The organism is Acinetobacter sp. BHS4 (genome assembly GCF_018454425.1).
In the GTDB taxonomy this organism is placed as follows: Bacteria; Pseudomonadota; Gammaproteobacteria; order Pseudomonadales; family Moraxellaceae; genus Acinetobacter; species Acinetobacter pittii.
Genome location: NZ_CP075323.1, coordinates 1,711,832 through 1,735,879, shown reverse-complemented (window position 1 = coordinate 1,735,879; position 24,048 = coordinate 1,711,832). Strand labels below are relative to the sequence as shown.

Below are 24,048 nucleotides of genomic sequence, written 5' to 3'. Positions count from 1 at the left end.
GTCATATCCCAATTTTTGTCTTTGTATCTCGATTACATAGCCAACGATATAAAAATAAAGTCATTATCGTTAGCCATGCACATAACTGGTAAGTTTTCTCATAGCCTATATGGGCAATAATAAATCCTACCATAAGCGAACCAATCGCCATCCCTAAATCAAATAAAGTAAAAAAGGTTGAAACCGCATACCCAATTCTGTTTTTCTCGACCGTTTGTATAGCCATGGTTTGAAAAACAGGAAAAAGTGAGCCATACCCCGCACCGATTAAAGCAGCAGCAAACCAATATTCCCACTGGGTCTGCATTTGACTCACCAAGAACAATCCTACCGAAAAAAGAATAAACGAAGGATAAACGACTGAGTTAGCCCCTCTTTTATCGTATGAATAACCAACCCAAGGACGCGCCATAATCATTGATATTGCAAAAACAATAAAAAATACACTTGTTGCAGGGAGTAAGTTTTTAGTTTCACTATAGATACTTATAAAGCTCATGATGCTTGAATAAGCCATTGCAACGAATAATGCAATCAAACCAATAGGAATTACTTTTCTTTCAATAATATCGTTTAAACTAATTTTCTTCTTTGCTTGTACCCACTGCCTATCTTGTAACGATGTCACTGGTATAAGAAAGCAAAAAACTAAACCCATACATACAATTAAAGTGAGAAGAATAAATAGGTTATAAAAACTAGTGTAACGTAGGGTAGCTAGTGCAATCATTGGCCCAAATACAACCGCTAAATTTGTAGACATGACGAAATATCCCATGCCTTCGCCTTTCCTCTGCTCTGGGATGAATTCATTCACAATAGGTACGGTGACCGTAGTTAAAATACTAAACCAGATTCCATGCACGAACCGGATCATCAGTAATATCCATAGTTGATTTACACATAAATAACCAAGGGCCAAAAATGCAAACAGTAATGCTGAACCTCGCAACACTGTTTTTTCGCCGAAACGTTCAATGATCAAACCAGCAAAAGGACGAATGGCAATCGATGAAATCAAAAATAAAGTTAATGCCAAACCTGCCTGACTAATTGAACCTGATAATTCTTTTAAAATATAAAGGGGTAATATGGTGAGCAAAGCATAGTAATAAATGAATAAAAAAAGGTTGTTTAATACACAAAGGATAAATGAACGATTCCAAAGCTTTTGCTGGGCATCTGGGTACATTACTCTTACTCAATTAAGGTTCTTTTTAAAACACGAAGTAAATTCAGCTGACATTTACAATGATTGATTTGTTTTTAAGCTTGCAGTGAATAGGTTTGAGGTTTCTTGAATAGTTTCATAAATGAAAAAAGCTCCGAAAATATGAGCCTTTTTCATTGTTCTATTTGAGTTATTTAGTCTGCTGATGTAATCGACGAATCACCAAAAGCATCAGTAATGCTGAAATGACAATTCCAGGAATAGCAGCGGAAATAACACCTGTAGCACCACTTCCCATAGCAAGTAACTGACCAGCAATTGCAGGACCCAACATTGCACCAATACGGCCAACTGCTGCAGCACTACCTACGCCAGTTGCCCGGATTTCAGTCGGGTACACAATACTTCCAAAAGCATATAAAACGCCTTGACCACCAATGGTAAATGTTCCCATTAAGGCTGCGGCTGCATACATTGCAGTTAAATTTCCAGCTCCATTTAAACTAAATAAACCAGCTAAAATACCTATGTACATAAGTATAATCACATAAGCTTTATTCCAGCGGTCAATCAAGATACCCAATACAACTGTACCAATGGCAGCTCCCATTTGGAAAAATACTTGAGCTAAGCTGCCCTGTTGACGAGAGAATCCTAACTCCATAAATAGAGACGGTAACCAACTCAACATGATGTAGACAATCATCAAGGTAAAGAAATAGCTTGCCCACAGTAATAAGGTCTGCGAAGCATAATTATTTTGAAAAAGGTTTTTAAAAGAGCTTTGTATATGTGTAATCGATTTATCTTGAAATCTCGTTTGTAAAAACTCTCGAGATTCTGGTAAAAATTTGATCATAAGAGGAATCACAAGCAATGGAACAATTCCTCCTACATAAAAAATCGTTTGCCAGTGACCGCTTACATCATAGGCTGCTAGCAAAGATACTAAGATAGCTCCTATTGGCATACCACAATACATTAGGCCAACGGCACGACCACGATTTTCGTTAGAAACAGCTTCTGAAACAAGAGCAATCAAATTCGGCATTGCAGCTCCTAAACCAGCTCCAGCAAGAAAGCGTACCAATAGCAAAGTATAGAAAGTATTTACCCAGACTGTAAAAAGGGTAAATACAGCAAAAATAGCCACAGCTCCGATCAATACCATCTTACGACCAATACGATCGGCATAACGTCCACCAATTAACGCGCCTGGTAGTAAACCCAATATTCCTGCACTAAAAAAAATACCGAGTTGAGAGCTATTTAAACCAAAGGATTCTCGAATACCAACAGCCGCAATACCAGCTGCCTGTATATCAATTCCCTCAATCACAGCGATTAGAAAACAAATGGCGATCGTAATAATAGAGTGCTTTTTTCCTGCACGGTTCATAGAAAAATCCTTTTCTATCAGTTTGAAAAATCACAGCACATCATTTATTAATCACTTTGATTTCGACATTAGCCTTAAGTTTTATTTATTCGTAAAAACAAAAAATAAAAAAATTGTATTTTCTTTAATATATTTTATTCTTAGACAATTCATTTATAGTTAAGCATAAAAATTAAATTAAATTTCAATTACTTATTAACAAATTAGCAAGCTTTTTAAATTTATATATCTAAAAAACATATTAATCTCGATGAAACAAAACTGTTTTTTCAATAGTTAAAAGTTATTATACAGTTCAAATTAAGTATTAATGCTTTCAATTTTTATGTGATATCTATAATCAGGCATAAAAAAACCGTCATATAATCATGACGGTTTTTCTTTTCAACGTTAAATAGGTCTTTAGTATAACGACTTTATTTAAATTAATTTTCGCAATTCAATTGAGACATCTAGCAATTTCTCTTTATCAAAGGCGATAGAACTAGAAACTATTTTTTTCAAATACCGAACATCTCGTGCCTGATTAACTGCAATACCAGCAACAACAATGCCTTGATCTAATCCAAATAAGGTAAATCCCACTTTTTGATTTTCTTGCGGATTCATATTGCCTCGAATATGCCACTCTTTTGCCGACATATCTCCAACAAATTGAAAGTTCAGGTCATATTGGTCGGTCCAAAACCATGATGGATTTACTTTAGGATGCTCTACCTGCATAACATGACGAGCAAAAGTACCCGCTTGGTTATTAGCATTTTCCCAAGTTTCTATACGAATATAATGACCATTATTACGTAGTTGTGTTGCTACATCACCAGCAGCATAAATATCTGGATGGGAAGTCTGACAATTTTCATTCACTTTAATAGCAAAATCTACGTCTAAACCAGCGTCTACGGCCAATTGGGCATTTGGTACAATTCCAATGCCATAAACAACAGCATCGGCAATGATCTCTTCACCACTTTCCAATAGAATGACAATTTCTTCGCCGCGCAGTTCGGTATCAGCAATTTTCACATTGAGTCGAATATCAACACCTCGACTACGGTGCTGATCAAGTAAAAATTCACTAATTATGGCTGGCGAGCGCCCCATAATCATTGGGCTTTGTTCTAGCACAGTTACATGACAGTCTCTAAAACGAGCACTAGACGCTAACTCTAAACCAATAACTCCACCGCCCACCAATACAATCCGATTCTTTGGCTGAAAAACTGGAATTAAAGCTTGTGAATCGTCTAGATTCCGTAGGGTATAAACCTTTTTACCCAACCCATCCAAAACCGGAAGACGGCGAGGTGAACCACCAGTTGCCAATAATAACTTGTCATAATAGACATGTTCACCATTTTCCAAAATCACTTGATATTGTTCAGGTACAATCTTTACAACGGCATTACCTTTAATAAACTCAACACCTAGGTCTTCTAGTTTCTGTTGAGACAGAATCTCAATTTTAGTCTGTTCAGGTCTGAGAATCATATCTTTAGACAAAGGCGGACGCTCATAAGGTAAATGGGGTTCATCACCTATTAAAATAATTCGACCTTCATATTTGTTAGCACGTAATTCTAAAATAGCACTTGCACCAGCTTGCCCGGCACCAATAATGACAATAGTTTGAATATTCATTGCTTACCCTTTATTTCAGCTCGGCAGAGACTATGCCAAAGCCAGCAATCCATTCACTGATTGGTTCATAGCAATGTAAGGTCATTTCATAATCACCCACTGTGTGTAGTGCAGCAAAAGCAGCCATCCAAGTTCGGACTTCTTGTCCCCCGCGCCCACCTTCACATCGTATTTCGTCTTCAGTCATCGCTTCAAGCGCAGCAAAGTCTGCATTTTTGAATTTTTCCAATAACCGCTCGTCCCACTCTGGATTAAGTGGAACAGATACGCTCTTGTCACCTGCCGCTAAACGCTGTCCAACTGAAATGATTTTGGCCTGACGTGTATTACGAGCTTCAACAGTTGGGTTACGTCCGGCAATTAGAAACTCTTCAACTTCTGGTGGTGCAGAGCCCATTTGAGGAGTGGGTGGATCATGTGAAAGTCCACCTGTGCCCAAAATTAATATACGTTCATTTTTTAGATTAATTGAGTTGATGAAAGCCCCAACCGCTCGTCCTAAAGCAATAGTTCGTTTTGTCGTAGGCATTGGCGCAGCAGCACCATTAATAAATATTGGAATGGTTGGATAGCGATTAAGTTGGCCGTTACATAAAAAATGCAGCGGTTGGGTTACACCATGATCCGCTTGCATACGATATGAATAAGCAACATCTACACCTTCATCAAGTACACGTCGAATTAAACCCAATGCTGTGTTTTCTGGCACATTGAGCTCACCCGGACCATAATTCCAGTCACCTGCTGCTGTTGCACGGACACCCACACAGAAACTCGGCATTAGATCATAAAAGAAGCCGTTAAAATGATCTGGTCCAAAGGCAATTATTAAAGTTGGGTCGTATGCTTTGACCTCTGCAGCGAGCTTTTCAAACGTCTTACGTACCGTATGTTCTTGGTGTTGTTCTGCTGGAGACGCAAATTCCATTAGCGGGCTATGAGAAGCGCAAATAAGTTTAACAGTCATGATTAGCTCCGAAATAAGACAGTTTTTAGCTGTCTTATTAGTCCATTAATATCGGATTAAAATTAAGCATCAAAAAAACCAGCGTTCGCTTGGCGTAAGCCACGAATACCCAAACCACAGTCTGCGTTAATGAAAACACCCGATAATGGTCGGTTATTTTGACGAGATGCGAGTAATACATAAGAGCCCGTCATATCTTCAGGTTCTGGTAAAAATTTCAGTGGCATGCCTTGCCCAATTTTTTCTGGGTCACGTGCATCAAGAAGCCCTAGATTTTCTTGCCCAAGCGAAGCAGCGCCCTTTACATTGACATTCATACCAGAGGGAGAAACCGCATTCACGCGGATTTTAGGTGCTAATTCATAGGCCAGTTCACGCACTAAACCTACACCAGCATGTTTTGAGGCAGTATAAATTGGCCCACCACCAGATGAATAAAAAGCCGAGTTCGATAAGGTAAAAATCATCGAACCTTCGGTTTTAAGTAGCTCGTCTAAAGCAGCTTTGGCACCCAACAAATAGCCTTTTGTATTGATGCCCATAATTTCATCAAAAGCAGTATTTAACTGTTCACCGCTCATGTTGACGATGTCAGCATAATGATCCCAAATACCAGCGTTCCCAATGAAACAGTCTAGTTTTCCAAAGCGTTCTACAGTAGCTTGCACGGCACGAACGTTATCTTCAAAACTAGCCACATCTCCTGTCATTGCTACAATTTTGTCACCATAGCGTGCGATCAATTCATCTACTTTTGATTGAGACCGTTGCAATACACCCACATGGGCGCCCTCTTGTAAAAAGCGCTCAACCAATGCAAGTCCTAGTCCTGAACCACCACCAGTAATCAGTGCGACTTCACCCTCTAGCCAGCCCATCATTACGCTCCCATCATTTCAACATAAAGTGCGCCGTCTTCAATTACCACTGGAAATGTCTGAATTGGATCGGTCGCTGGTACACATTGTGGTACACCTGTTTTTAAACAAAAGCGTGATGCATGGAGTGGGCATTCAACCGTACCATCATCTTCTAAGTAGCCTTCAGACATGGAGGCATTACCATGACTGCATTTATCATTCATGGCAAAAAACTCACCGTTAAAGTTAAACACTGCAACTGCTGCAATATCCCCGACATTACAATCAACTTTTAGGGCTTCGCCTTCATCTAACTCATCAATCTGACAAACGAAAATCTTACTCATTAGAAAAACACCGTAATATTGTGGGAAGTCAAAGTTGCTTGATCGAGGGTGATATCGCGTTTAGCAATTTTCCAGCCTAAGCTACTGCTATCGTCTTTTTGAATCAGATCAACCCGTTTACCCACATAAATCAACACATCTTTTTCTTTCTGCGAGCGATAAAGCAAATAATTACTAAAAACTTGATATTCATTTGCTTGCGCAGTTGCTTCGACCCGAATATTAGTAATCAAATGACGAGTACGTGATGGAGGTTCTTCGGACCACGACATCCCTGTTTCTAATTTTGCTACACGGCGCTCTAACACAAATTTGTCATCGTGATAAATCCATGTGGACGGTGGTGCAATACATTTACGACGATCGCGAGTTTGCGCATTTGTCGTTGTTTTGAGCGTATATAAAACATCTTCGCTTAAAATATCCAACCAATCTCGAAACTTCCAATCATCTAACAATTGTGCTTCTGCATATAAAAACTGACTAATGTCGTGATGCAGTTCTAATCCGATAGAACGCCACACTGGCTGTGGCTTCAATGAGTCAACGATCTGGTTCATTTCACAAGCTCCTTCTTGTCTTTTTTAACTGCTTTTTTCAAAAGTTCTTGTTCATAAGCCTCATCTGCACGTTGCACATCTTCCCATTTTTCATGCATCAATAGGTTTGCCCAGTGGCGATACATGCCACGCGCTGCTGTTTCAGAGAAAACATGATTGGTAATACCCGGAATACCATCCTCACGGTATTTTTCGTTGCCAAGACCCATTTCCATAATGAGCTTGCTTTTACGCGCTTTATAACCACGTAACACTTTCTGGATCTCAATCCAGTTTTCACCATCATCTGCTTCAGCAAAACCAGCTGGGCCAAATGCTCGACAAGCATTCAACTCCATCGCTTCTTTGATGTGCTGTGGTGCTGCTTTATCTGTAATACAAAAAGCCCAAACTTCGGTTTTATCTGGTCCACGTGGATGCCAAATACGCATCGTCGTCATACCATTCAACCAAGACAAAGTTGGGAACATGGTGTTATGTCCAGCCAAGCGTAAAGCACGTGTGTCGCCCAAACGCTCTTTGGTTTCTTCATAGGTTTCACGGAAGTAATCTGCTACTTGGCCATCTACCCAGAAATTGGCATCTGGTTTTTCAGTCAGGAAGAAACCGGAACCATGACCGCGTTGTCCATATTGCACACAGCTTTCTGCTGTTTCCCAAACTGGTCGTGCAGTTTGTGCGCTACCTAATGCTTTAGATGCATCATCATTTGGTTTACCACCTAGAACTTGTACTGCTGAGGCATGCGAGTACGGCGCGTGGTATTGATCAGAAGCAAACTGTTCTGCTGCAAATTTCCAGTTACAGTTAATCTCCCATTTATGAATGCCACCAATAACTTCTGAACCCCCTTCACGGCGGTCAATCATTGCATCGAGATACCAAGCAATATCACCCATATAGTCGAGTAATTCAGGTGTGTCATCAGCCCAGCATCCAAAAACCAAACCTTTGTAGCTAGCAACACGTGGAACTTCTTGCAATCCCCATTTCTCTTTACAAGCACCATGTGGGAAGGCAACACCTTCTAATGGAATATCTTTAAGCGCACCATCAATCCCATAAGACCAGCCATGATATGGACAAGTAAATGCACGTGTATTACCACAATCAGCGTAGCTGACTCGCATAGAACGATGACGACATTGATTTAATAACGCCTTGATAGAACCATCTTTTTGGCGAGTAACAATAATGGGATCTTCACCCATATATGTGTTGAAAAAGTCCCCTGATTTTGGAATTTGGCTTTCGTGGCAAAGAAATAGCCAGCAACGTCCAAAAATACGTTCTAACTCCAATTCGTATAATTGTGGGTCTGTGTAAATAGATGGCGAGATACGTCCATTTTGTGCGTCGACTAAAGCATCGATTTCACACACTTCAATTTTTCCATTCATGAGAAGCACTCCTGCTGCCGCCAAAAAAAGCACAACATAAAATTCAGTTTGAATGGATAATGATTTTTTAAATGTTTTAAGTGAAATATTTTATTTGTTTCAAATTAGACTTTTTATGAATTATTCATTATAGATTTTAAATATTAAAATTAAGTTCGACTGATACTGATCAGTGGTTTTATAAACGGATTTATGGTTTTCAAGCATTTAGCATATTTTATTAACTATCCAACGTTAATAATAGGATTTTGGGATCACAACTGATATGGAATTACGTCATCTACGCTACTTTGTAATGGTGGCTGAAGAACTCAACTTTAGTAAAGCTGCACTTCGCCTCTACACAGCTCAACCATCATTAAGTCAACAAATTAAAGACCTTGAGGATGAGGTTGGCGTTACATTACTACATCGCACTAAACGTAAAGTTGAACTCACTGAAGAAGGTAGTGTATTTCTTGAACAAGCCCGTCTGACTTTAGCTCAAGCGGACAAAGCAATTGCTATGGCTCGTCAAGTTTCAAAATTAAAAAAACAACAACTGACCATTGGTTTTGTCCCAGTAGTAGAAATGAAAGTTTTCCCGTGTGTTCTTCCAAGTTTACGCATACAAAATCCAAACTTAAAAATTGAATTACGGAGCATGAATAATACTGAACAAATGGAAGCCTTAAAGAAAGGTGAAATTGACATCGCCTTTATGAGAGATAACTTAAATAACGATGAAATTCAGAGTCAGTTTGTATTACGTGAACCTCTAATGCTATTGCTTCCTCGAGATCACCCACTTGCTCAGTACGAGCGTATTCCAGTGAAGCTTTTAAATAATATTGATTTTATTATCCCATCGTCAGAACAGTCGTCGATTTTACATAATACAATTCTTAATTTTGCTGAACTTCATAAAATTAAATTTAATATTGTGCAAACTGCTCATAATATTTTATTTAACATTAATTCAATAGGGATGGGATTAGGTTGCGGAATCTTGCCTAGCTATATAGAGCCGCTCACTTTAAATAATATTGTCACTAGACCTGTTGATGTCGATCTACCTTTTTTAGATTTATTTGTAAGCTATCGCAAAGACGCAGAATCTTCTGGAGTTAAAGAATTCATGGATTTATTAAGTAAAGTTTTTTACTTAAATATTAACCAGATCTAACTTATCTTATTTAATACAAAAGTCTAAGATAAAATGACAGGGCTCAGCAAAAAACCAAAATTTTTAATTTAAATACAGGAAGAATAATAATTTATCCTTCCTGTATTTTTTTATATTTTATTTCACATCATGTACTGCTAAATATTGTTTAATAATCTGGTTAAATTCTTGTGCTCTTTCAACTTGTGACCAATGACCACATTGACTAAAAATATGAGCATCAGCATAAGGTACAATATTCAAAATATCCCATGTACGAGATACAGGAATAACTACATCTTGCACACCATGAATGAGTAGTACAGGAACTTGAATCTCTTTCATCTTTTCAAAATCAAGCGGGAATTCAAAGCGGTCACGGTCTCGTGCACCAACAACATCCATCAATCGATCTGATGCGTAGTCATTTTTTGCTGAGTCAAAACGAACTTTAACCAATTCATCTGTGATTAAAGACTTATCGACCACAAACATTTCTAAAGTTTTACGGATACCAGCTTCTGTCAATTCAGGATTAGCATGTGCTTTAAGTGCTGCCGTCTGCTTAGCACCACCCGTTCCCATTGATACAATACCCAGTACACGCTCTGGGTAATCCAATATAAACTGGAATGCTAACCAACCTCCTAAAGAATTACCTACTAACCAGGTTTTTTCAATTCCTAAAGCATCTAATACACGGACTGCATGATCTACCCATGCACGGATACCGTAAGCTGTGCCTTCTGCAACAACAGTTTGTCCATAACCAATCGAATCAATTGCGATACAACGTCCTTGCTCAGCAATTTGTGGTAAGTTCAACCACCAGTTTGCTGCTGCTGAAACACCCGTACCAGAACCATGTAAAAATAAAATTGGAGTACCTTTTCCAAGTTCATGATAATGAGTAAGCTCGCCTGCTGCTGTTTCAATCCATTTATCTTCCAAACCAAAAAATGGATCTGTTTTATATTCGGGGATTTGTACTGTTCCCATGTTATTCCTCTTACAATCTGTACAGCCCAACCCAAGATTAGGCCGATTTAATACGCCAAATTTCAAATGTTTTACTCACCTATATTACCCGTTCAGCAAGCCCAAACTTATAGTTGTTTATGATGAGGTGATATAAAATAAGTATTAATAAACCAATGTTATTTAAAGAAATTTTTAAAACCTATAGCTATAGGTTGTCGCAATACGATTTTCTTGCAAATCACTCTTTTGGCCAGCAATATTGTCAAAATTGACATCTATATACATCCACTGGAATCCCAAACCTTTTAACTTCCCTTCTGGCAATACGTAATTCAGAATAAAGTTGAATTCATCTTCTTTGCCTTTGCCTGTTAATGCACTTGATTCATATGCTGAATCGACACCCCAGCCATGCCAATATTTGGCAGTAGTTTTCAATCCTTTAATGCCTAGTTCACTAAAATCGTAGCTATAGGTTATACCAACGGATTTCTCATCTTTACGGATAAAACTCGCAACTGACCAGTTATCTAAATAAGGCTGTGGTACCCAACCTGCAAGTGTTGGAAAATACGGAGCGCCTGTTGCTGCACTCGGATTACTACCATAGTCGCCAAACATTTGCTGATAAGACAAACCTACGCTGTGCGAGCCATAAGTTAAGGTTGAGCCTACAGACAATGCCTGATTATCAATATCACCATACAAGGCATCTCCCGACTCTGCATTGTCGAAAAAACGTATGTGTGAATCGACTTTTAACTTGTCATAATTATTTTTATAGTTCACACCCAAGTAATTTTGACGATAGATATTCGTCACATCGCCATAAAAGTAACTTGCAGACCAGTTTTTATTTAATTGGTAATCTATGCCCGCAACATACATCCCATCAGTTTTACCATCATTATTTAATGCTTTAGGCCATAGACCAAAATCCATTGGCTGATTTTCATAACGGGCATTGATACTATCCAAATAACCTAACGTTAATTTGGTGTTTTTAATATCTTTTGACTCTAGCCATACGCCATTATAAGTGGTCAATAATTGACGTGATGGATCAAAATGAATTACTGGTGTTACAGATAAAATTTCACCAATTCGTAATTCAGTTTGGCTGATTTTCGCTTTAAGAGTTGCTCCTATTTTACCAAACTGGCGCTCTTGTTTTCCTGTGCCTGTACCAGAAATTCCACTGTACGGCAGAACCCAATCGGCATTATGGTCACGACCATCCAGACGCACAGCATACTGTGCCAACACATCAACACCAAGTTGTAATGCTCCAAACTCTGCATAGCCCGATTTTGCATCCAGTGTCGCAGCTTGTGACCAACTACCCCAGTTTTTTGCAGGGGTGTCATCATACTGGCGATCTAAATAGAAGTTTTTAAATTTCAGCTGAACCTGACTATCTTCAACAAAGCCAGCATATGTGCCAGTAGCTCCTATTGTTGCTATTGCGCAAGCCATTGCGATCCATAACGTTTGACGACGCATTGCGTACTTCCTTTCAATCAATCCATGAAAACAAGCACTATCATGCTCAACTCTTTTTTTATGAAAAATTCGACTAGAGTATTAAGATATTTTTCTTTTTAAACTCAATGCTTTAAAAAATGTTACTTTTCCAGTAATAAGGATTTTTAACAGATCATTAAAAACGATTAATCATTACCTAAAAACCAGAATAAATATTTGTTATATATCTATTTTTTATTAAAATATCTTTATTTGAATTTGCTATTTTTAATTTTCTAATCGTTTTTTTATTTAAATAGAAACTCATCCAATCAAAAATGATGTCCATCCATTTATAGAAAATAACACTTATATCCAAGTTATTTCATCTAGATCAAATCATTAGATGTAAAAAAGCACTCTCGTGGAGTGCTCTTTTTCATTTGTAAAAAACTTATGCGCTCATTACTTTCGCTTTTGACATGGTCAAGGCAAGATCTTCAATCATATCCTCCTGTCCCCCAACCGTACCACGGCGACCAAGCTCTAATAAAATTTCACGTGCAGAGACACCATATTTAGCTTCAGCACGTTTTGCAAACAACAAGAAAGAAGAATATACACCTGCATAACCTAATGTTGCTGCATCACGATCGGCACGAATTGGATTTAGCATCATTGGTATCACAAGATCTTCTGCAATATCCTGTACTTTAAACAAGTCTACGCCTGTTTCTATTTGCATACGATTTGCAACCGCAATAAATAATTCAAGCGGCGTATTGCCTGCTCCTGCTCCTAGACCAGCTGCCGCCAAGTCGACTCGAATTGCACCAGCTTCAACCGCAGCAACAGTATTGGCAACGCCCATACCCAAGTTATGGTGACCATGGAAACCTAACTCAATATTGCTATCAAGTTCTTGGCGGAGTAACCCAATCCGATCGGTAACATCTTGTGGCAACATGTACCCAGCTGAGTCTGTAACATAAATACAGTTAGCACCGTAAGACACCATTTTTTTTGCTTCTTGTAGCAAATGTTGTGGCGATGCCATATGAGCTAACATTAAAAAGCCTACTGTATCCATTCCCAATTTACGGGCAGCAGTAATATGCTGTTCAGATACATCTGCTTCTGTACAGTGTGTTGCAACACGAATGGTTGAAACACCAATTTCATGTGCCATTTTCAAATGATCAACTGTTCCAATGCCAGGCAATAACAACGCTGACACTTTGGCATTTTTCATGCGTGGCACGACGGCAGATAAATACTCTTCATCTGTTGCAGCAGCGAAACCGTAATTAACGGAACTACCCCCTAAGCCATCACCATGAGTTACTTCAATTAAAGGTACTCCCGCCTCATCTAACGCACTTGAAATGGCAATCATTTGCTCAACTGTAGTTTGATGGCGTTGAGGATGCATACCATCACGTAAAGTCATATCATGCACAATAATCTTAGACATACGGTTTCTCCTTAAACAACTTCAGCTTTTTGATTAGATAAAACACGTTCTGCAAACATTTCTGCAGTACGTGCAGCTGCCGCAGTCATAATGTCAAGATTACCTGCATATTTCGGTAAATAATCGCCTAGGCCTTCTACTTCAAGAAATATAGAAACACGATTACCATCAAATACAGGGCCATTCACCAGTTTGTAGCCCGGAACATATTTTTGGACTTCTTTGATCATGGCATTGACTGATTCCGTAATTGCAACTTGGTCAGGCTCTCCTTCAACTAAACAATGTACTGTGTCACGCATCATTAATGGTGGTTCAGCTGGGTTAATAATAATGATGGCTTTACCTTGTTTGGCACCACCAACCTTTTCAATTGCACCAGCCGTAGTACGAGTAAATTCATCAATATTTTTACGCGTACCTGGGCCAACCGATTTTGTTGATACAGTCGCAATGATTTCAGCATAGTTAACTGTCTGTACTCTTGAAATCGCTGCGACCATTGGAATAGTTGCTTGCCCACCGCAAGTCACCATATTGACGTTAGGGACTTCACCTGCGTCTAGCAGAGCTTCTAAGTTCACTGGCGGCACACAAAATGGACCAATTGCCGCAGGCGTTAAATCAATCATTAACACGCCAAGCTCATTAAGCTTACGGCTATTCTCTGCATGTACATAAGCAGAAGTCGCATCAAAAGCAATTTTGATATCATCTTCAAGTACATGAGGTAATAAACCATCAACTCCATCCGATGTAGTCTTTAAACCCATTTTTGCAGCACGGGCCAAGCCTTCAGAAGTAGGATCAATCCCTATCATCCATACAGGTTCTAGCACTTCACTACGCTGTAATTTATACAACAAATCTGTTCCAATATTTCCCGGACCGATTAAGGCACATTTGATCTTATTCATTTCCCTATCCTTTATTCAGTAGCAAAGCATGCGGTAACTGAGTCGAAGCCTTCAATTTTTACTACGAACTCATCTCCGGCATGAGCTACAACCATTGGACCCAATGCCCCTGTTAAAACAATATCTCCAGCCTGTAACGGGCGCCCGCGACGTACCATTTCATCGGCCAACCAAATAGCTGCATTCAACGGGTTGGCCAAACAAGCTTTACCCACGCCCTCTGAGACAATTTCACTACTACGAGTCATGACCATTTTGCAGTTCACTAAATCAAGTTGATCAAGCTGTACTGGACGCGAACCTAAAACAAAAGCCGCACTAGAAGCGTTGTCAGCAACAGTGTCAATTAATGAGATTTTCCAGTTCTCAATACGGCTATCGACGACTTCAATAGCAGGCAAGGCATAGTCTGTAGCACTAATAATGTCTGCATATGTATGTCTGGTTTGGGTTAAATCATGTTTGAGTACAAGCGCAATTTCAGCTTCAACTTTTGGCTGAATTAATTTACTTATTGGAATTACATCACCATCACCGTATGCCATATCGGCAAATAGCATTCCAAAATCAGGCTGATCCACCCCAAGCTGAGCTTGTACGGCTTTTGAAGTCAATCCAATTTTACGACCTACTAAACGGCGCCCTTCCGAGAGTGCACGTACAGTATTGATTTCCTGTACTGCATAAGCGATATCCACACTTGCCTGTTCACCACCGAGTTCAGCACGTATTGGAACAATCGCAGTTTGTGATAGTTCAGCCTGCCTTAAAGCCAAAGCAACTGAATCGACAACAGCAGAATTTGACATCAATATTTCCTTAAACTGCAAAATTGAATGTTTACTGCGTACGAAAGGTATAGAACGGAATACGAAGTTCAGGCAAAGTTAGAAACAACAAATCCCTTGTATTTTCCGAGACAGCTACCTACGGGAACGTACATATAAAACACAGCTTAAGAATGGGAAAATCCCTAATTAAATGCCAATACTTATTTTGTTTCATATAATAGTTTTTATTTATAATCAACCCCAAAATGCTGTTTAAAAATTTAATGCTAAGTAACTATAATAATTTTATTAATCAATATATTTTTTTAGAGGTTAGAAAAATACTAATTTTCAGATTTTATATATTACACTAGATAGTCTCACGTTTAGTTATTGTTGAAGATGCTTAAGTAGTCCTTAATTTACCTACTGCAATTCATTTTAAAATATAAATAAAAAGTCCATCTTAACTACGTTTAAAAGTTTGGATTTACTAATATCTTTCAAGCGTAGTTAATCAGACAATATTAATAAACTTAACTTAGAACACCTTTTTTACAGACACTGTAAATGTCGAATCAATCGGATTTGAAATTGGCGCGTCTGGTTCACCATTACTATACTTTTTATAAAACCCATCTTTATCCCAAGCTTTGGTATAGGCTAGTCCTGTAGTCCAACCCTCACCTAAATCTTTAATCAGCTCGACTTTCATATCTTGAAAGTTAGCTTTCGAGAAATTTTTAATTCTTTCATAGCCATAGTGAGCACCAAAAGTCCAAGACTCATTAATAGGCTGAGTAAAAGTTAAATCTAAATAAGTTGTTCCTCGTGAACGTTTACCCTCAGGTCCCTCCGTCGTATCTGAGTTATAGCCTGCATAATCTGGGGTATAGGTAATATAATATTTAAGAGTCAAAGGCCCATAACCAATTTGAGGCACAATTTCGCCATAGTTATAACTGGTACTTCCCGTTTCAGGCGTACTTTTAGCTCCCGGATAGTAGTAATAAAAAACCGTCATTCCAGCCGAAAACTTATCAAAAGTTTTTATATAACCTGTGTAAAAATCCCACTCAACTGAAGCATCACGAAGATAGTTAGAACTTACATTTGAAGCCCAAGTCCCCACAAATAATCCATTCGGATTTGCATAATCTAGACCAATTTGTAAAGCAGGCTTGCCCCAAGTTTGTTGAAAACCACGTGAAATATATTGACTTGCGAAGGTTACATTAGCACTGTATGGAGAAATTTGTTCTTGTTCATTTAATTGTTCAGCATGTACAACACCAGTAGACATAATAAGAGAAGCTATCCCTAAAATTTTTCTCATCTAATAATCCTTTTAAATATTACGTATAGGTTTAAAGTTTTAAAATAACATGATAATTCAATTTAAAACGTATTAAAAAGTTATAAATTCAAATTTCTGGACACTTCTTCTTCGCTATAGATCTCTTCAATACAATCTAAGATTTTAGGAATATATGAACTTTGGTCCATATTGCGCATCGATAGAGAAATGGGACTATAGGCTTCTAAGTCTAAAATATTTAAATAAGTTAGATTCTTCATTCCAATATCACAGGCGCTTTCCGGAATAATACAAATACCCTCCCCAGATGCCACTAAGCCAAGTGCCATATGAATTTCTCGGACTTCAGTTAGTTTGGCGGGAACAAGACCTAATTTGGTAAACAAAGCTTGAATAGTGGTCGAAAAATTCGGTTTAGGTGTTGTGGGATAAGAAAAAATTGTTTCATTGATAATTTGAGATAAATAAATTCCTGATTCTTGGAACTCACTTAAAGGATGTTTTTTATGGATAGCGAGTTTTAATTTTTCTTTACGAAGTAGAAGTCGCTTAATGGCAGGATCACTAATCGGCAATCGGCCAAAACCTAAATCAATTTTTCCTAACTTTAAGGCTTCGACCTGATCCCGTGTACCACATTCAATAAGCTCGACATGAATGTCAGGATTTTTTTGTCTAAATAGATAAATGACCTGCGGTAATCGCCCGTAAAGAAGCGAACTCACATAGCCAACTTTAACAACATTCTCGACCAGCTTCATTTTTTTAGCCATAGAAGCTGCTTGAGCCGTATGCGTTAGAATTTGTACTGCATGTTGGTAAAAAAACAGCCCAGCTTCTGTCACTTTTAAGGGACGTGAGCCTTTCACAAATAGATCAATTCCTAACTCTTCCTCTAGTTTCTTGATTTGACGCGTGAGTGGTGGCTGAGCAATAAAAAGCTTCTCAGCGGCTTTAGTCAGACTTTGTTCTTCAACAACGGTAACAAAATAACGTAGATGTCTTAATTCCATTAATATACCTTTTTAGTATCTTAAAATACCGTTCTATATCTATTTTAGGCTATTACATTCTTCTATGGTATGTAAACAAGTTTGAAATAGTTGAAACTTCATGTATAGAACCATAGAAACCATACTTGTGGATATTCCAACTATCCGTCCTCACCAGCTGTCTGTGACTACAATGCGTACTCAGACTTTGGTGCTCGTTAAAATTACGACCACGGATGGTATTGTAGGTTGGGGTGAAGCGACCACCATTGGTGGACTGAACTATGGTGAAGAAAGTCCTGAAAGTGTCAAAGCCAATATTGATACTTACTTTGCACCATTACTCGCATCAGTTAAAGATTTAAATGTTGCTCAAACACTAAAACTGATTCGTAAGAATATTAATGGTAACCGTTTCGCGAAATGTGCCATTCAGACTGCTCTACTTGATATTCAGGCAAAACGTTTAGGCGTGCCATTAAGTGAAGTTTTAGGTGGCCGTCTGCGTAATAGTTTACCTGTACTTTGGACGCTCGCGTCTGGTGACACAGAAAAAGATATTGCTGAAGCTCGAAAAATGATTGAGTTAAAACGTCATAACACGTTCAAACTCAAAATTGGTTCACGCCCTTTGCAACACGATGTTGATCATGTAATTGCAATTAAAAAAGCACTCGGTGCAGATATTAGTGTACGCGTTGACGTAAATCGTGCATGGTCAGAGCTGGAATGTATTCAAGGTATTCAACAGCTACAAGATGGCGGGATTGATTTAATTGAACAGCCTTGTGCTATTCAAAATACTGAAGCACTTGCGCGTTTAACACAGCGTTTTGATGTCGCAATCATGGCGGATGAAGCTTTAACTGGTCCTGACAGCGCATACCGTATTGCAAAAAGTCATGGTGCAGATGTATTTGCCGTGAAAATTGAACAATCAGGTGGTCTGATCGAGGCATGTGAAGTTGCCAAGATTGCAGGTTTAGCAGGAATCGATCTTTATGGCGGCACTATGCTTGAAGGCCCTGTAGGTAGCATTGCTTCTGCTCATGCATTTGCAACCTTTGAAACATTAGCGTTTGGTACTGAATTATTTGGTCCGTTATTGCTTACCGAAGAAATTTTGAAAGAACCGCTGCGTTACGAAAACTTTGAATTGCACTTGCCAACGGCTCCGGGCTTAGGCATTGAAATTGATGAAGATAAAGTCGGGAAGTTACGTCGTTAAGGCAACAGGATAAGGAGTTTCCCATGTTATTTCATGTACGTATGGATGTGCATATTCCACTTGATATGCCAGCCGACAAAGCAAATGAAATTAAGGCCGTTGAAAAAGCCTATTCGCAAGACTTACAACGTCAAGGTAAATGGCGTCACATCTGGCGAATTACAGGCCAGTACTCAAACATCAGTATTTTTGATGTCGAGAGCAATGAAGAGTTGCACAACATTTTACAAGGATTACCACTTTATCCTTATATGAACATTGAAGTGATGGCACTTAATCGCCACCCTTCTTCTGTTCGTGATGATGATTCGTAAACCAAAAAAATTTTTTAAATGTGATCTCTGAAGTCCATTTAAAAACCAAGCAGATTATTCAGAAGGTAACAAGGAACATGGCGGCAATTATTCGCTAGCAAGACAAAATGCCCGCAGCGCTGCCACCCAAAACCGTATTGCATACTTAAGGAGTTTTAGTATGAACCGTCAACAAATTGATGCGCTTGTAAAACAAATGAATGTCGACACTGCAAAAGGCGAAGTTGATGCACGTGTTCAACAAATTGTAGTGCGCCTTCTCGGGGATTTATTTCAAGCCATTGAAGATTTAGACATCCAACCATCAGAAGTATGGAAAGGTTTGGAATATTTCACAGATGCTGGTCAAGCAAACGAACTTGGTCTTTTGGCAGCTGGCTTAGGTTTAGAGCATTATCTTGATTTACGTGCAGATGAAGCTGATGCCAAAGCTGGTGTTACGGGTGGCACACCACGTACCATCGAAGGCCCACTTTATGTAGCTGGCGCGCCTGAATCTGTTGGTTTTGCACGTATGGATGATGGTACAGAATCTGGCAAAATTGATACCTTAATTATTGAAGGTACTGTAACTGATACTGATGGCAATATCATTGAAAATGCTAAAGTTGAAGTATGGCATGCTAACAGTTTAGGTAACTATTCATTCTTTGATAAGTCTCAATCTGACTTCAACTTACGTCGTACCATTTTGACTGATGCTGATGGTAAATATGTTGCATTAACCACTATGCCTGTAGGTTATGGTTGCCCGCCAGAAGGTACAACTCAGGCCCTTCTTAACAAATTAGGCCGTCATGGTAACCGTCCATCTCACGTTCATTACTTCGTTTCTGCACCGGGTTACCGCAAGCTGACTACTCAATTCAACATTGAGGGTGATGAGTACTTATGGGATGACTTTGCTTTCGCAACCCGTGATGGCTTAGTTGCAACAGCAGTTGATGTAACTGACCCAGCTGAAATTCAACGCCGTGGTTTAGATCACGCTTTCAAACACATCACATTTAACATTGAACTTGTTAAAGATGCCGCTGCTGCTCCTTCAACTGAAGTTGAACGTCGTCGCGCTAGTGCTTAATTGAAAATATATGTGAGTTAAAAGTTCGCTTTTGACTCACAAAATTTATTCCATTTATTACTACCATTAAGAATTTAAATAAATTTTTAGCGGTAGTAATACATCACGTTACCTCATGCTCTAAGGTTTCTCACATGATTGACAAAAGTAAGTCCTCACTAAGCGAGGTTCTATCGCAGATTAAAGATGGCGCGACCATCCTGATTGGTGGTTTTGGTACCGCAGGACAACCCGCTGAACTCATTGACGGACTAATTGAAGTGGGTATTAAAGATTTAACAATTGTCAGCAATAATGCCGGTAATGGTGATTACGGTCTGGCTAAACTGCTTAAAGCTGGTTCGGTTAAAAAAGTGATTTGTTCTTTCCCACGTCAGTCAGACTCTTATGTGTTTGATGAACTTTACCGTGCCGGAAAGGTTGAGCTTGAAGTCGTACCACAAGGTAATCTGGCATGTCGTATTCAGGCAGCTGGTATGGGCCTAGGTGCTGTATTTACTCCAACAGGCTTTGGAACACTTTTGGCCGAAGGTAAAGAGACCCGTGAGATTGATGGGAAAGATTACGTACTTGAGTATCCGATCAAGGCTGACTTTGCCTTGATTAAAGCTTACAAGGGCGACCGCTGGGGCAATCTGGTTTACCGTAAATCTGCACGTAACTTTGGCCCGATTATGGCGATGGCTGCTGATGTCACCATTGCTCAGGTCTCTGAAGTGGTTGAACTTGGTGGATTAGACCCAGAGCACATCATCACCCCAGGTATCTTTGTACAGCACGTTGTGCAAGTAGCGCCAGCACAGTAAGCAATAAGGAGAAATAACATGAGCTACCAGAAACTCAGCCGTGACCAGATTGCACAACGTGTGGCACAAGATATTCCAGATGGTGCCTATGTGAACTTGGGCATTGGTTTACCAACCAAGATTGCCAGCTACTTGCCTGACGATAAAGATATTTTTCTTCATTCTGAAAATGGCCTGTTGGCATTTGGCCCGCCACCGGCAGCAGGTGAAGAAGACCCTGAACTGATTAATGCGGGTAAAGAGTTTGTGACCATGCTTGAAGGCGGCAGCTTTTTCCATCATGGTGATTCTTTTGCGATGATGCGTGGTGGTCACCTTGATATTGCAGTGCTTGGCGCGTTTCAGGTGGCAGCGAATGGCGACTTGGCAAACTGGCACACGGGTGCTCCCGATGCGATTCCTGCCGTAGGTGGTGCGATGGATTTGGCGGTTGGTGCCAAGAAAGTATTTATCACCACAGACCATGTGACCAAACAAGGTGAGCCAAAGATTGTCGCTGAGCTGACTTATCCGGTGACGGGTAAGCACTGTGTTGACCGTATTTACACGGATCTTTGTGTGATTGATGTGACTAAAGATGGTTTAAAGGTGATTGAGAAAGTTGAAGGTCTTAGCTTTGATGAGTTACAGGCTTTAACCGGTGCGACTTTGATTGATGCGACTCAAGGTTAAGGTTTACACAGCATAACCAATGCTACTACCGTCATTGCCTGTAAATGATAGTGGTCTTCGAAAGCCCTTTGTATAGGCAACACCTTACTTTTTAAGGATAAAAAGTAACAAAAATCCTTTGTTACTCAGACACAACATCCCTGTTGTGCTGAGCAACGAGGCGACATCCATGTCGCCACCGCGAAACACTGAATGGAACTCTTTGAATACGGTTCTTGCTTATTAATTTGGATTTTACCGTAATTCGCTATTGTGACAGGCGACATGGATGTCGCCCGTTGGACAGGGAGGCATGGAAGCTTCCTCTGTTCAACAAAGGTTTTTGGTTACTTTTTTAAAAAAGTGACAAGAATTAGCTACTGGCATTTGACTCAACACGATAAGACTCTGTCATGACTACTTTTAACTTAGTAACCATGATGATCGCCAGCAAAATCTGGAAAAGTCTAACAATGTGGCAATGACAGCAACAGATTTCAAAATGGAAATGTAAGAATGAAAAACGCTTATATCATCGATGCCATCCGTACTCCATTCGGCCGTTATGCCGGTGGCCTTGCACCCGTCCGTGCCGATGACCTTGGTGCTGTGCCGATTAAAGCGCTCATGCAGCGTAACCCAGATGTAGATTGGGAACAGGTCGATGATGTGATCTATGGCTGTGCCAACCAAGCCGGTGAAGACAACCGTAATGTTGGCCGTATGTCAGCACTGCTTGCAGGTTTGCCGTATCAGGTGCCAGCAACCACCATTAACCGTTTGTGTGGTTCTTCACTTGATGCGATTGCTATTGCTGCCCGTGCCATTAAAGCAGGTGAAGCAAACTTGGTGATTGCAGGTGGTGTGGAAAGCATGAGCCGTGCACCCTATGTGATGGGTAAGTCTGACAGTGCTTTTGGCCGTAGCCAGAAGATTGAAGACACCACCATGGGTTGGCGTTTCATTAACCCAAAACTTAAAGAATTGTATGGTGTAGACACCATGCCCCAGACTGCCGAAAACGTCGCTGAACAGTTTAACGTTAATCGTGCAGATCAGGACCAGTTTGCCTTGGTGAGCCAACAACGCACCGCAAGCGCGCAAGCCAAAGGCTTTTTTTCTAAAGAAATCGTGGCAGTTGAAATCCCTCAGCGTAAGGGTGATGCTGTTGTGATTGATACCGATGAACATCCACGTGCATCAACCACGCTTGAAGCTTTAAGCAAACTTAAACCTGTGGTTAAAGCAGAGGGTTCTGTGACTGCGGGGAATGCTTCAGGCATCAACGATGGCGCAGCAGCTCTACTGATTGCATCTGACGAAGCAGTTCAGGCTTATAACCTAAAACCGCGTGCCAAGATTATTGCTTCAACAGCAGTAGGTGTAGAACCACGCATTATGGGCTTTGCTCCAGCACCAGCCATTAAAAAATTACTTAAACAAGCCAATCTGACTTTAGATCAGATGGATGTAATTGAGCTGAACGAAGCTTTTGCTGCACAAGCTTTGGCTGTGACCCGTGATTTAGGTTTGCCAGATGATTCTCACAAGGTGAATCCAAATGGTGGTGCCATTGCTTTGGGCCATCCACTTGGTGCATCAGGTGCACGTCTTGTGACCACAGCCCTAAACCAGCTTGAACAGACAGGTGGTCATTATGCCTTGTGTTCAATGTGTATTGGTGTGGGTCAAGGCATCGCATTGATTATTGAACGTGTTGAAGCACTTTAAGGAGAAACAAATGCCATCTTTTCAATCTGCCGATGCACAAATTAACTATCAAACTTTTGGTGAACCGTCTTCCCCTGCTCTGGTGTTTTCCAACTCTTTGGGCACCAATTATGGTATGTGGCAAAAACAGTTTAATGAGTTAAAAGATCAATTTTTTGTGATTTGCTATGACACACGTGGTCACGGTTCATCCTCTACACCTGACGGTCCATACACTGTAGAACAATTAGGTGAAGATGTTGTCCGCTTACTGGATCATCTGAATATTAGCAAAGCTGCTTTTTGTGGTATTTCTATGGGTGGTTTAACCGGTCAATGGCTAGCGATTCATTACCCTGATCGTTTTAGTCATGTAGTTGTTGCAAATACTGCCGCTAAAATTGGACAAGAACAGGCATGGCTTGACCGTGCAAAATTAGTACGTGAACAAGGTTTACAACCGATCGCAGCTAAAGCAGCTTCGCGATGGTTTACAGATCCCTTTATCCAAAGTCATGCTTCAATCGTCAACAACCTATGTAACGACTTAAGTGCTGGCAGCGCAATGGGTTATGCCAATTGTTGTGAGGCTTTGGCTAAAGCGGATGTCCGTGAACAGTTAAAAGACATTAAAATTTCTGTATTGGTGATTGCTGGAACTCAAGATCCTGTAACGACTGTTGCAGATGGTGAGTTTATGCAGCAACGCATTCCACAATCAAAACTTGCAGAAATAGATGCCTCTCATATTTCCAATGTAGAGCAACCAGAAGCTTTTAATAAAATCTTAAAAGATTTTTTATTAGGTTAATTTAATGATTCAAAAAAAATGGCCTATAAAGGCCATTTTTTT

23 protein-coding genes are annotated in these 24,048 nt (G+C 39.8%); 8 read left to right on the top strand and 15 right to left on the bottom strand.

The window, feature by feature from the left end; all coding sequences use genetic code 11:
* Position 1 precedes the first annotated feature (1 nt).
* The 8 genes from KIP84_RS08245 to hcaE form a co-directional block, all read right to left on the bottom strand.
* Complete coding sequence (locus tag KIP84_RS08245) at positions 2 to 1,192, bottom strand: MFS transporter (protein WP_069123453.1); 1,191 nt, start codon at positions 1,190 to 1,192, stop codon at positions 2 to 4.
* A gap of 169 nt (positions 1,193 to 1,361) precedes the next feature.
* Complete coding sequence (gene mhpT / locus KIP84_RS08240) at positions 1,362 to 2,570, bottom strand: 3-(3-hydroxy-phenyl)propionate transporter MhpT (protein ID WP_068562985.1); 1,209 nt, start codon at positions 2,568 to 2,570, stop codon at positions 1,362 to 1,364.
* Between the two features lie 420 nt (positions 2,571 to 2,990).
* Positions 2,991 to 4,211, bottom strand: coding sequence for a 3-phenylpropionate/cinnamic acid dioxygenase ferredoxin--NAD(+) reductase subunit (gene hcaD / locus KIP84_RS08235; protein ID WP_174725266.1), 1,221 nt, complete (start codon positions 4,209 to 4,211; stop codon positions 2,991 to 2,993).
* Between the two features lie 10 nt (positions 4,212 to 4,221).
* On the bottom strand, positions 4,222 to 5,178 hold the full coding sequence (locus tag KIP84_RS08230) for a 3-carboxyethylcatechol 2,3-dioxygenase (protein WP_213689695.1): 957 nt from the start codon (positions 5,176 to 5,178) through the stop codon (positions 4,222 to 4,224).
* A 62-nt stretch (positions 5,179 to 5,240) separates the two neighbouring features.
* Positions 5,241 to 6,056 (bottom strand): 3-phenylpropionate-dihydrodiol/cinnamic acid-dihydrodiol dehydrogenase, encoded by an 816-nt coding sequence (gene hcaB, locus KIP84_RS08225; protein ID WP_068563023.1) that lies wholly within the window; start codon positions 6,054 to 6,056, stop codon positions 5,241 to 5,243.
* Between the two features lie 2 nt (positions 6,057 to 6,058).
* Complete coding sequence (hcaC, locus tag KIP84_RS08220; protein WP_068562982.1) at positions 6,059 to 6,385, bottom strand: 3-phenylpropionate/cinnamic acid dioxygenase ferredoxin subunit; 327 nt, start codon at positions 6,383 to 6,385, stop codon at positions 6,059 to 6,061.
* A complete protein-coding gene (gene hcaF, locus KIP84_RS08215) occupies positions 6,385 to 6,945 on the bottom strand; it encodes a 3-phenylpropionate/cinnamic acid dioxygenase subunit beta (RefSeq protein ID WP_068562981.1) in 561 nt (186 codons plus the stop codon). Before hcaF ends, hcaC begins: the two co-directional genes overlap by 1 nt.
* Complete coding sequence (gene hcaE, locus KIP84_RS08210; protein ID WP_068562980.1) at positions 6,942 to 8,345, bottom strand: 3-phenylpropionate/cinnamic acid dioxygenase subunit alpha; 1,404 nt, start codon at positions 8,343 to 8,345, stop codon at positions 6,942 to 6,944. Before hcaE ends, hcaF begins: the two co-directional genes overlap by 4 nt.
* 265 nt (positions 8,346 to 8,610) lie before the next feature.
* Between hcaE and hcaR the strand changes: the two genes are divergently transcribed.
* Positions 8,611 to 9,510 carry a DNA-binding transcriptional regulator HcaR gene (gene hcaR, locus KIP84_RS08205; protein WP_068562979.1) on the top strand — a complete coding sequence of 300 codons (900 nt, stop codon included), beginning with the start codon at positions 8,611 to 8,613 and terminating at the stop codon, positions 9,508 to 9,510.
* Between the two features lie 117 nt (positions 9,511 to 9,627).
* Here the strand turns inward: hcaR and KIP84_RS08200 are convergent, their stop codons facing one another.
* The 7 genes from KIP84_RS08200 to KIP84_RS08170 all read right to left on the bottom strand — a co-directional run bounded on the left by KIP84_RS08200 (position 9,628) and on the right by KIP84_RS08170 (position 17,426).
* A complete protein-coding gene (locus KIP84_RS08200) occupies positions 9,628 to 10,488 on the bottom strand; it encodes an alpha/beta fold hydrolase (protein ID WP_068562978.1) in 861 nt (286 codons plus the stop codon).
* Between the two features lie 174 nt (positions 10,489 to 10,662).
* A complete protein-coding gene (locus tag KIP84_RS08195) occupies positions 10,663 to 11,973 on the bottom strand; it encodes an OprD family outer membrane porin (RefSeq protein ID WP_068562977.1) in 1,311 nt (436 codons plus the stop codon).
* 415 nt (positions 11,974 to 12,388) lie between these two features.
* Positions 12,389 to 13,408, bottom strand: a complete 1,020-nt coding sequence (gene dmpG / locus KIP84_RS08190; RefSeq protein ID WP_063098926.1) for a 4-hydroxy-2-oxovalerate aldolase — start codon at positions 13,406 to 13,408, stop codon at positions 12,389 to 12,391.
* 11 nt (positions 13,409 to 13,419) lie between these two features.
* Positions 13,420 to 14,325, bottom strand: a complete 906-nt coding sequence (locus KIP84_RS08185) for an acetaldehyde dehydrogenase (acetylating) (protein WP_063098927.1) — start codon at positions 14,323 to 14,325, stop codon at positions 13,420 to 13,422.
* An 11-nt stretch (positions 14,326 to 14,336) separates the two neighbouring features.
* Complete coding sequence (locus tag KIP84_RS08180) at positions 14,337 to 15,134, bottom strand: fumarylacetoacetate hydrolase family protein (RefSeq protein WP_060466466.1); 798 nt, start codon at positions 15,132 to 15,134, stop codon at positions 14,337 to 14,339.
* A gap of 502 nt (positions 15,135 to 15,636) precedes the next feature.
* On the bottom strand, positions 15,637 to 16,431 hold the full coding sequence (locus KIP84_RS08175) for a TorF family putative porin (RefSeq protein ID WP_213689694.1): 795 nt from the start codon (positions 16,429 to 16,431) through the stop codon (positions 15,637 to 15,639).
* Positions 16,432 to 16,511: 80 nt separating this feature from the next.
* Positions 16,512 to 17,426, bottom strand: a complete 915-nt coding sequence (locus tag KIP84_RS08170) for a LysR family transcriptional regulator (protein WP_017386078.1) — start codon at positions 17,424 to 17,426, stop codon at positions 16,512 to 16,514.
* Positions 17,427 to 17,526: 100 nt separating this feature from the next.
* Between KIP84_RS08170 and KIP84_RS08165 the strand changes: the two genes are divergently transcribed.
* The 7 genes from KIP84_RS08165 to pcaD all read left to right on the top strand — a co-directional run bounded on the left by KIP84_RS08165 (position 17,527) and on the right by pcaD (position 24,006).
* Positions 17,527 to 18,633, top strand: a complete 1,107-nt coding sequence (locus KIP84_RS08165) for a muconate/chloromuconate family cycloisomerase (RefSeq protein ID WP_068562975.1) — start codon at positions 17,527 to 17,529, stop codon at positions 18,631 to 18,633.
* A 23-nt stretch (positions 18,634 to 18,656) separates the two neighbouring features.
* Positions 18,657 to 18,947 carry a muconolactone Delta-isomerase gene (gene catC / locus KIP84_RS08160; RefSeq protein ID WP_000897236.1) on the top strand — a complete coding sequence of 97 codons (291 nt, stop codon included), beginning with the start codon at positions 18,657 to 18,659 and terminating at the stop codon, positions 18,945 to 18,947.
* Positions 18,948 to 19,107: 160 nt separating this feature from the next.
* Entirely contained in the window at positions 19,108 to 20,028 is a 921-nt protein-coding gene (catA, locus tag KIP84_RS08155) for a catechol 1,2-dioxygenase (protein ID WP_002113693.1), read from the top strand.
* A gap of 134 nt (positions 20,029 to 20,162) precedes the next feature.
* The gene (locus tag KIP84_RS08150; protein ID WP_068562973.1) at positions 20,163 to 20,834 is read left to right on the top strand and encodes a 3-oxoacid CoA-transferase subunit A; all 672 of its coding nucleotides are present in this window, start codon (positions 20,163 to 20,165) and stop codon (positions 20,832 to 20,834) included.
* Positions 20,835 to 20,852: 18 nt separating this feature from the next.
* Complete coding sequence (locus KIP84_RS08145) at positions 20,853 to 21,506, top strand: 3-oxoacid CoA-transferase subunit B (protein WP_068562972.1); 654 nt, start codon at positions 20,853 to 20,855, stop codon at positions 21,504 to 21,506.
* A gap of 495 nt (positions 21,507 to 22,001) precedes the next feature.
* A complete protein-coding gene (pcaF, locus tag KIP84_RS08140; RefSeq protein WP_202744034.1) occupies positions 22,002 to 23,216 on the top strand; it encodes a 3-oxoadipyl-CoA thiolase in 1,215 nt (404 codons plus the stop codon).
* Between the two features lie 10 nt (positions 23,217 to 23,226).
* Entirely contained in the window at positions 23,227 to 24,006 is a 780-nt protein-coding gene (gene pcaD / locus KIP84_RS08135) for a 3-oxoadipate enol-lactonase (RefSeq protein ID WP_213689693.1), read from the top strand.
* Positions 24,007 to 24,048 lie beyond the last annotated feature (42 nt).